The organism is Parvibaculum sp. (assembly GCF_035325945.1).
In the GTDB taxonomy this organism is placed as follows: Bacteria; Pseudomonadota; Alphaproteobacteria; order Parvibaculales; family Parvibaculaceae; genus Parvibaculum.
In genome coordinates, this window is the sequence record NZ_DAOKYX010000007.1 from 109689 (window position 1) to 119579 (window position 9891).

Here is a 9891-nt window from a genome sequence, read left to right on the forward strand (position 1 = left end):
ACGCGAATGCCCCGCTCGGCAAGCCGGTTCTGCAAGTCGAAGATCGACGCCTCGTTGCCGGGAATGATGCGCGAGGAAAAGATGACCGCGTCGCCCTCGGAAAGCGCGATGTTGGGATGCGTGTCCTCGACGATGCGGGCAAGGGCCGCGCGCGGCTCGCCCTGGCTGCCGGTGCAGAGATAGAGGACCTTGTCGCGCGGGAAGTAGCCGGCATCGTGTTCCGTGAGGAAGGGCGGCAGATCGGCGAGATAGCCCGCATCCTGCGCCGCGCCGACGACGCGGAACATGGAGCGCCCGACAAGCACGACGCGGCGGTCGCATGCGGCGGCTGCCTTGGCGATGCTTTCGAGCCGCGCGACATTGGAGGCGAAGGTCGTCACCGCCACGCGCTGCGGGCAGGCGCGGATGACTTCGACAAGGCTTTTGGCGACATCGGCTTCGGAGCCGGAGCTGCCGGGCGAAAACACATTGGTCGAATCGCAGACGATGGCGCGCACGCCCTCGTCGCCGATTTCGGTAAGGCGCTTCACATCCATCTCGTCGCCGACCAGCGGATTGGGGTCGATCTTCCAGTCGCCGGTGTGAAGCACGAGGCCGAGCGGCGTGCGGATCGCTAGCGCGTTGGGTTCGGGGATCGAGTGCGTCAGCGTCACGAGTTCGATGTCGAAGGGCCCGAGCGCGAAACGGCTGCCGAGCGGCACGACATTCATCGGCACGTCGCTCTCGATGCCCTCTTCAATGAGTTTCGCGCGCACGAGCGTCGCCGTGAAGGGCGTCGCGTAAACGGGGCATCGCAGCCTGGGCCAGAGATGCGCGACGGCGCCGATATGATCCTCATGCGCATGTGTGAGCACGATTCCGAGCAGTTCGTCGCGCCGCTCCTCGATGAAGGCCGGGTCCGGCATGATGAGATCGACACCCGGCGTGCGCTCGTCTCCGAATGTGACGCCGAGATCGACGATGATCCATTTGCGATCGTCCTCGGGCCCGAAGCCATAAAGATTCAGATTCATTCCGATCTCGCCCGTGCCGCCAAGCGGCAGGAAGACGAGTTCGTCCCGATGCGTCGATCGTCGTTCTGTGGATGCCATGTCTGACAAACTAGTGCGAAGCGATGCGGAAGAACACATCTCCCGCGGCAATCTTTCGAATTTCACCCGATGGGAGCCGCACATCGAGCGCACCGTCGGGCGCGAGGCCGACAAATATGCCCTCGAAGGTTTCGTCCACCAATCTCACAGTGATGGGGCCGCCAAGACCTGCGGCGCGCGCGAGCCACGCCTCGCGGATCGCGGCGAAGCCCTGCACCTCGTTCCATTGCCGCAAGCGGCGATCGAATGCGGCGGCAAGAAACTCGAGCGCGCGCTCGGGCGTGACATCGGGAAGGCCGAGCGCCGCGAGCGAGGTAGCCGGATATTCGACGTTATCGGGATGACGCGCGAGATTGATGCCGATCCCTATTGCAAGCCAGGCAAGCTCGCTGCCTGCGATGCCGGACGACTCCAGCAGGATGCCCGCGAGCTTGCGGCCATCATGCAGAAGATCGTTCGGCCATTTGAGCTTGAGGCCGGGGCGCAGCGGTGGCGGCAGCAGCGCATCGACCGCGTCATGCACCGCGAGCGCGGCGACGAAGGAAAGCTCCGCCGCCTTGCGCGGGCCTACTTGCGGGCGCAGGAACAGCGTTCCCATGAAGTTGCCGCTGGGCGAGACCCATTCGCGGCCACGCCTGCCACGCCCCGCCGTCTGGCGCTCGGCCGTGATCCAGATGGGCCCCGGCACGCCCGCATCGCCGAGGCGTCGCGCTTCCTCATTCGTACTGTCGATCTCCGCGAAAGCGCGGAGCGTGTAGCCTTGCGGAAGCGCGACCACGGGATCAGGGCAGCAGAGCGGCGGCGGCGGCCTGCGCCCCTACGAGCAAGGGAGCCGGATAGACGAAATAGAACAGCGTGAAGAGCCCCGTCAGACCGAGCACGACGCTGATCTCGCCCGGAACCGGCCTCTCGAAGGCCGGCGCGGGTTCGTCGAAATACATGACCTTGATGACGCGCAGATAGTAGTAGGCGCCGACCACGCTGGAGAGCACGCCGATGACGGACAGGCCGTAAAGCCCCGCCTTGATCGCCGCCATGAAGACGTAGAACTTGGCGAAGAAGCCCGCGAGCGGCGGAATGCCCGCCAGCGAGAACATGAGCATGGCCATGAAGAAGGCGACCAGCGGCTGGCTGCGGGAGAGCCCGGCGAGATCGTTGATCCCCTCCACCTGCTGCCCATCGGGGCGCCGCATGGCGATGATGCAGCAGAAGACGCCCGCATACATCACCACATAGATCACGAGATAGAGAAGAATGCCGCGAACACCCTCGGTCGTTCCGGCCGCGAGGCCGACCAGCGCATAGCCCATATGGCCGATGGAGCTGTAGGCCATCATGCGCTTGATGTTGGGCTGGCCGATGGCGGCGAAGGCGCCGAGGATCATCGAGGCGATCGAGATGAAGACGACGATCTGCTGCCACTGCGCCATGATGCCGGGGAAGGCGATGAAGAGCACGCGGAGCGTCAGCGCCATGGCCGCGACCTTCGGCGCGCCCGCGATGAAGAAGGTAACCGGCGTCGGCGCGCCTTCATAGACGTCCGGCGTCCACATGTGGAAAGGCACGGCCGAGATCTTGAAGGCGAGCGCCGCCATGATGAAGACGAGGCCGAAGATGAGGCCGATCGACTTGTTTTCCGAGCCGATGGCCGTGGCGATCGTGTTGAAATCGACGCTGCCGGTGAAACCGTAGACGAGCGAGCAGCCATAGAGCATGAGGCCCGAGGAGAGCGCGCCCAGCACGAAATATTTGAGGCCCGCCTCGCTCGACCGCGCGGAATCGCGATTGAACGCCGCGATCACATAGATCGCGAGGCTCTGCAGCTCGATGCCGAGATAGAGACCGATAAGGCTGTTGGCCGAAACCATCAGCATCATGCCGAGAGCCGCCAGCGCCATGAGGATCGGGAACTCGAAACGATCCATGTTCTCGCGGCGGATATAGGTCACCGACATGACGACACCGAAGCCCGCGCCAAGCAGGACGAGCAGCTTGATGAAGCGCGTGAATGGATCGATGACGAACATGCCGCCAAAGGTGCTGGTCTTGATATCGCCCTGCCCCAGTATCAGCGCCGCAATGGCGATGAAGAGCACGACGACAGCATAGGAAATGGCCCGTGTCGGGCTCTCCTTGCGGAAGACGCCGAGCATGAGCAGCAGCATCGCGCCCGCAGCGAGCACGATCTCGGGAATGGCGGGGCCGAAAGCCGGCAAGGTCGAAGCAGCGGTTTCCATAGAATTCAATCCTGGCTTTCCCTTATCGGCCCGCGATCAGACGCGCGGCATCGACCACGCCCTGCCCGGCCTCGGCTATTCTGTGCGCCTCCACGGCCGCCGTGTAGTTCGCAATCAGATGCTCCACCGACGCGGCCGTCACGTCGAAGACCGGCGCCGGATAGACGCCGAAGACGATGGTGGCAATGATCAGCGGAAGCAGCGTCACCACTTCGCGCCGGTTGAGATCGAGGATGTTCTTCAGCGTCTCCTTCTCGAGCTTGCCGAAAACGATGCGCCTGTAGAGGTAGAGCGCGTAGCAGGCCGAGAGGATCACACCCGTCGCGGCGATGAACGCAACATAGGTGTTGACGCGGAAGGTGCCGACGATCGTCAGGAATTCGCCGACGAAGCCGCTGGTGCCCGGCAGACCGACATTGGCCATGGTGAAGATGAGGAAGGCCGCGGCATAGAGCGGCATGCGGTTCACGAGGCCGCCATAGGCCTCGATGTCGCGCGTATGCAGCCGGTCATAGATCACGCCGACGCAGAGGAAGAGCGCGCCCGAAACCCAGCCATGGCTCAGCATCTGGAAGATGCCGCCCTGCACGCCCTGCTGTGTGGCGGCGAAGATGCCCATGGTCACGAAGCCCATATGCGCGACCGACGAATAGGCGATGAGCTTCTTCATGTCCTCCTGCACCATCGCCACCAGCGAGGTGTAGACGATGGCAACCACGCTCAGGGTGAAGACGAGCGGCGCGAAATCGGCGGACGCCACCGGGAACATGGGCAGCGAGAAGCGCAGGAAGCCGTAGCCGCCCATCTTGAGCAGAATGCCCGCAAGGATGACCGAACCCGCTGTCGGCGCTTCGACATGCGCGTCGGGAAGCCATGTATGCACCGGCCACATCGGCATCTTCACGGCGAAGGACGCAAAGAAGGCGAGCCATAGCCATGTCTGCATGCGCGAGGAGAAATCATGCGCGAGCAGCGTCGGAATGTCGGTCGTGCCAGCATCCCAATACATCGCCATGATGGCGAGCAGCATCAGCACCGAGCCGAGCAGCGTGTAGAGGAAGAACTTGAACGTCGCGTAGATGCGCCGCTGGCCGCCCCAGATGCCGATGATGAGGAACATCGGGATGAGGCCGCCCTCGAAGAAGAGGTAGAAGAGCACGAGATCGAGCGCGCAGAACACGCCGATCATCAGCGTCTCGAGAACGAGGAACGCGATCATGTATTCGCGCACGCGCGTCCCGATCGAGTTCCAGCTCGCCAGGATGCAGGCGGGCATGAGGAACGTCGTGAGGATGACGAACAGCATCGAGATGCCGTCGACGCCCATGTGATAGTTGATCGCGCCGCCCAGCCACTCCGATTTCTGAACGAACTGGAAGGCCGGTGTCGAAGCGTCGAAGTTCCGCCAGATATAGAGCGACAGGACGAAGGTGATCAGCGTCGTCCAGAGCGCCGCCCACCTTGCGTTCCGCGCCACGGTCGCCTCGTCGCCACGGAACATAAGTATCAGCAGCGCGCCGACCGACGGCAGAAAGGTGATGAGCGAAAGAATATTTCCGTCGTTCATCAGTGCGTTCCCCCGAGGATAAAGTAGGTCGCCAGCGCAGCAACACCGAGCAGCATGGCAAAGGCATAGTGATAGAGATAACCGGACTGCAGCCGGACGACGCCGCGCGTGACATCGAGCACGCGGGCGGAGACGCCGTCAGGCCCGATGCCGTCGATGATGCGGCCGTCCCCCTGCTTCCAGAGCACGCGGCCGAGCCAGAAGGCGGGACGCACGAAGATCCAGTCGTAAAGCTCGTCGAAGTACCACTTGTTGAGCAGGAACTTGTAGAGCGGCGCCTGGGTGCGCGCGAGCTCCGCCGGCAGGTCGGGCCGAGCGATGTAGAAGTACCATGACAGCAGGAAGCCCAGCACCATCATGACGGTCGGCAGGAGCGCCGCCCATGAGGGGACCGAATGCATCGCATGCATGATGTGGTTTTCGGCGCCGCGATAGATCGACTCGAGCCAGAAGGCTTCGTGAGCCTCGCCTATGAAATAGCGCTCGAAGAGCAGACCCGCACCGAGAGCGCCGATCGCCAGGACGATCAGCGGCACGAGCATGACGAGCGGCGATTCATGCACATGCTCCAGCGTGTGCTGATCGGCGCGCGACTTGCCGTGGAACGTCATGAAGATGAGACGCCACGAATAGAAGGAGGTCAGGAAGGCGGCGAACACGGTCAGCGTGAAGGCGAACATGTGCGCCGGGTTCTGGCCGGCATAGGCCGCCTCGATGATCGCATCCTTCGAGAAATAGCCGGCCGTCAGCGGGAAGCCCGTGAGCGCAAGCGTACCGATCAACATCATCGCGTAGGTTGCGGGGATGAGCTTGTAGAGGCCGCCCATCTTGCGCATGTCCTGCTCGTCGCTCATCGCATGGATGACCGAGCCGGAGCCGAGGAACAGCAGCGCCTTGAAGAAGGCGTGCGTGAACAGGTGGAAGATGGCCGCGCCATAGGCGCCGACGCCAAGCGCCACGAACATGTAGCCGAGCTGCGAGCAGGTCGAATAGGCGATGACGCGCTTGATGTCGTTCTGGACGAGGCCGACGGTCGCCGCGAAGAAGGCCGTGGTCGCGCCGATCACCGTCACCGTGGTGAGCGCGAAGGGCGAGAACTCGAAAATGGGCGAGCAGCGCGCGACGAGGAAAACGCCCGCCGTCACCATGGTGGCGGCATGGATGAGGGCGGAAACCGGCGTCGGGCCTTCCATGGCGTCCGGCAACCAGGTGTGAAGCAGTATCTGCGCCGACTTGCCCATGGCGCCCATGAAGAGCAGCAGGCAGATGGTCGTCACGATCGGCACTTCATAGCCGAGGAAGACGAAGTTCTTCTCCGCGAGATGCGGGATCGCCTTGAACACCGTGTCGAACTCGACCGAGCCGACGGCGAGGAAGATCGCCGAGATACCGAGGATGAGGCCGAAATCGCCGACGCGATTGACCACGAACGCCTTGATCGCCGCCGCGTTCGCGCTCGGCCGCTGATACCAGAAGCCGATCAGCAGATAGGAGGCGAGGCCCACGCCTTCCCAGCCGAAGAAGAGCTGGATGAAGTTGTCCGCCGTCACCAGCATGAGCATGGCGAAGGTGAAGAGCGACAGATAGGCGAAGAAGCGCGGCTGGTGCGGATCGTGGCTCATATAGCCGATCGAATAGATATGCACGAGCGCCGAAACCGAGGTCACCACGACGAGCATGACCGCTGTCAGCGTGTCGATGCGCAGGCGCCAGTCCGCCTCGAACGCGCCGGAATCGATCCATGTCATGACCTGGATGTGCTCGGTCGCGCCGCCGAACGCGACAGTGGCGAAGGCCATGACCGAAAGCGCCGCCGAGACGACGAGCAGGCCCGAGGTGACGAGCTGGGCGCCGCGCACTCCGATCCAGCGGCCGAAAAGGCCGGCGATGAGGAAACCGAGAAGCGGCAGGAAGACGATGGCAGAGTACATGTTGTCTCCTAGCCCTTCATCAGATTGACGTCCTCAACCGCGATGGAGCCGCGGTTGCGGAAGTAGGTAACGAGAATGGCAAGACCGATGGCGGCCTCGGCGGCGGCCACTGTCAGCACGAAAAGCGCGAACACCTGCCCCGTGAGATCCCCGAGGAAGCTCGAGAAGGCGACGAGGTTGATGTTGACCGCGAGCAGCATCAGCTCGATCGACATCAGCATGACGATGACGTTCTTCCGGTTGAGGAAGATGCCGAAGACCCCGATCGTGAAGAGGATCGCGGCGACAGCCAGATAATGTCCAAGGCCGATTTCCATGTCAGTGTCTCACTTCTCTCAAAGACCTTGCCCCGGCTTCACATTCTTGAGTTCGACGCCTTCCGCGCGCGCGCGGCCGACCTGCCGCGCGATCACCTGGCGCTTGATGTCCGTGCGGTGACGGAGCGTCAGCACGATGGCGCCGATCATGGCGACGAGAAGCACGAGCCCCGCCACCTGGAACAGAAGGACGTATTGCGTATAGAGCACCTGGCCAAGCGCGCGGGTGTTGGCCACGTTCGCGATGACCGGCGAGGCGGCGACAGCCGACGCCTCGGGCGTGATGACCCAGGCCGCGCCGACGAGAATAAGCTCGATCAGCAGGATGATCCCGATCAGCCCGCCAAAGGGCAGATATTGCAGGAAGCCCTGACGCAGTTCGTTGAAATCGATGTCGAGCATCATGACGACGAACAGGAACAGCACCGCGACGGCGCCCACATAGACGATCACAAGCAGGAGCGCGATGAACTCCGCGCCCATGAGCACGAAGAGCGCAGCCGCGTTGAAGAAGGCGAGGATCAGGAAGAGGACCGAATGCACCGGATTGCGGGACGCGATCACCATGAACCCCGCCGCCACGGCCATGGCCGCGAAGACGTAGAATGCTATGGCGGAAAAAATCATATGGACCCCTCGTCCCTCTATCCTTCACCGGCCTCAAGGCCGAGCTTCTTTTCGGTTTCGCCCGTCAGCGGTTTCATTCGTCAGCGATACGGCGCGTCGAGCGCGATGTTCTTTGCGATCTCGCGTTCCCAGCGGTCGCCATTCGCCAGCAGCCGTTCCTTGTCGTACATGAGCTCTTCGCGCGTCTCCACGGAGAACTCGAAATTCGGACCTTCCACAATCGCATCCACCGGGCAGGCTTCCTGACAGAAGCCGCAATAGATGCACTTCGTCATGTCGATGTCGTAGCGCGTCGTGCGGCGCGTGCCGTCATTGCGGCGCGGCCCCGCTTCGATGGTGATGGCCTGCGCGGGGCAGATCGCCTCGCACAGCTTGCATGCGATGCAGCGTTCCTCGCCATTCGGATAGCGACGAAGGGCGTGCTCGCCACGGAAGCGCGGCGAGAGCGGACCCTTTTCGAAGGGATAGTTCACCGTCGCCTTGGGCTTGAAGAAGTAGCGCATGGCGACAGCGAATCCCGCCACGAACTCCTTCAGGAAGAGCGAGCGGACCGTCTGGTTGATCGAGGCCATGTTTCCCGTCCCTCCTTGCTTAACCGTGCTGCGGCACGAGGCCGAAACCGACGAGAACGCCTGCCGTCAACACGACCCAGAAGAGCGAGATCGGGAGGAACACCTTCCAGCCGAGGCGCATGAGCTGGTCGTAGCGATAGCGCGGCACGAATGCCTTCACCATGGCGAACATGAAGAAGACGAGGCAGACCTTCAGCAGGAACCAGACGATGCCCGGCACCCATGTGAAGGGCGCGAAGTTGAAGGGAGGCAGCCACCCGCCCAGGAACAGGATGGTCGTCATCGCGCACATGAGGATGATCGACACATATTCGCCCAGCATGAACATCATGTAGGGCGTCGAGGAATACTCGACCATGAAGCCCGCCACGAGTTCCGACTCCGCCTCGACGAGATCGAAGGGCGGCCGGTTCGTTTCAGCCAGCGCCGAGACGAAGAAGATCACGAACATCGGAAGATGCGGCAGCCAGTACCAGTTGAGCAGGCCGAAGCGTCCATCCTGCGCGCGCACGATGTCGGAGAGGTTGAGCGAGCCGACCGTCATGAGCACGGTGACGATGACGAAGCCGATCGACACTTCGTAGGAGACCATCTGCGCGGCCGAGCGCAGCGCGGACAGGAAGGGATATTTCGAGTTCGACGCCCAGCCCGCCATGATGACGCCGTAAACGCCGAGCGAAGAGATGGCGAGAATATAGAGAATACCGACATTGATGTCGGAGATGACGAGACCATCCGCGAGCGGCACCACGGCCCAGGCCGAAAGAGCGAGCGTCACGGTGACGAGGGGCGCCAGCAGGAAGACGCCCTTGTTCGCGCTGGCGGGGATCACCAGTTCCTTGAAGACGAATTTCAGCAGATCGGCGAAGGACTGGAACAGGCCGAAGGCGCCGACCACGTTCGGTCCGCGGCGAAGCTGGACCGCCGCCCAGATCTTGCGATCGGCGAGCAGGATATAGGCCGTGAACAGAAGCAGCGCGACCAGAAGCGCAAGCGACTGGGCCAGAATGATGGCCAGCGGAATGCCGTATGTCGTCAGAAAGTCAGCCATGCCTCATCACTCCGCCGCTTCGGCGCGGCCGCTCGCCCGGCTCTGTGCCGAACATTCGGCCATGACCTTGCTCGCGCGCGCGATGGGGTTCGTCAGATAGAAATCCTTGATCGGCGTCTCGAAGGGCGCCGCGTCGAGTTCCCCGCCCGCGAGATCGGGCAGTTCGCCCGCCGGGGCCACCTCGTCCACTTCCGCGAAATGCGGCGCGTCCGCGACAAGCGCCTCGCGAAGCTGCGGGAGGCTGTCATAGGGAAGCTTCGCGCCGAGCGCTTCGGAAAGCGCGCGCAGGATCGCCCAGTCCTCGCGTGCGTCACCGGGCGGGAAAACGGCGCGCTGCCCGAGCTGCACGCGGCCTTCCGTGTTCACATAGGTGCCGGCCTTCTCCGTATAGGCTGCACCGGGCAGAATGACATCGGCGCGATGCGCGCCCGCATCGCCATGCGTGCCCTGATAGATGACGAAGGCATTGCCGAGGCGCGCCATGTCGATCTCGTCCGC

At 63.1% G+C, this 9891-nt stretch carries 10 protein-coding genes; all 10 read right to left on the minus strand.

Going from position 1 to position 9891, the window contains the following annotated elements; translation table 11 throughout:
- The coding region (locus PKA57_RS06070; protein WP_324298541.1) for a ribonuclease J at positions 1 to 1013 on the minus strand (1013 nt) is incomplete at its 3' end.
- A gap of 88 nt (positions 1014 to 1101) precedes the next feature.
- On the minus strand, positions 1102 to 1869 hold the full coding sequence (locus PKA57_RS06075) for a biotin--[acetyl-CoA-carboxylase] ligase (RefSeq protein ID WP_324298543.1): 768 nt from the start codon (positions 1867 to 1869) through the stop codon (positions 1102 to 1104).
- Between the two features lie 4 nt (positions 1870 to 1873).
- On the minus strand, positions 1874 to 3328 hold the full coding sequence (gene nuoN, locus PKA57_RS06080; RefSeq protein ID WP_324298545.1) for an NADH-quinone oxidoreductase subunit NuoN: 1455 nt from the start codon (positions 3326 to 3328) through the stop codon (positions 1874 to 1876).
- A 22-nt stretch (positions 3329 to 3350) separates the two neighbouring features.
- Positions 3351 to 4895 (minus strand): NADH-quinone oxidoreductase subunit M, encoded by a 1545-nt coding sequence (locus PKA57_RS06085; protein WP_324298547.1) that lies wholly within the window; start codon positions 4893 to 4895, stop codon positions 3351 to 3353.
- Positions 4895 to 6826, minus strand: a complete 1932-nt coding sequence (gene nuoL / locus PKA57_RS06090) for an NADH-quinone oxidoreductase subunit L (protein WP_324298550.1) — start codon at positions 6824 to 6826, stop codon at positions 4895 to 4897. Before nuoL ends, PKA57_RS06085 begins: the two co-directional genes overlap by 1 nt.
- 8 nt (positions 6827 to 6834) lie before the next feature.
- On the minus strand, positions 6835 to 7143 hold the full coding sequence (gene nuoK / locus PKA57_RS06095) for an NADH-quinone oxidoreductase subunit NuoK (RefSeq protein ID WP_324298552.1): 309 nt from the start codon (positions 7141 to 7143) through the stop codon (positions 6835 to 6837).
- Positions 7144 to 7161: 18 nt separating this feature from the next.
- Positions 7162 to 7770 (minus strand): NADH-quinone oxidoreductase subunit J, encoded by a 609-nt coding sequence (locus PKA57_RS06100; RefSeq protein ID WP_324298553.1) that lies wholly within the window; start codon positions 7768 to 7770, stop codon positions 7162 to 7164.
- Between the two features lie 80 nt (positions 7771 to 7850).
- Positions 7851 to 8342, minus strand: a complete 492-nt coding sequence (gene nuoI / locus PKA57_RS06105; protein ID WP_324298555.1) for an NADH-quinone oxidoreductase subunit NuoI — start codon at positions 8340 to 8342, stop codon at positions 7851 to 7853.
- A gap of 19 nt (positions 8343 to 8361) precedes the next feature.
- Entirely contained in the window at positions 8362 to 9393 is a 1032-nt protein-coding gene (nuoH, locus tag PKA57_RS06110; RefSeq protein ID WP_324298557.1) for an NADH-quinone oxidoreductase subunit NuoH, read from the minus strand.
- Between the two features lie 6 nt (positions 9394 to 9399).
- Positions 9400 to 9891: molybdopterin-dependent oxidoreductase (locus PKA57_RS06115; protein WP_324298559.1), on the minus strand; the 492-nt coding region annotated here is incomplete at its 5' end.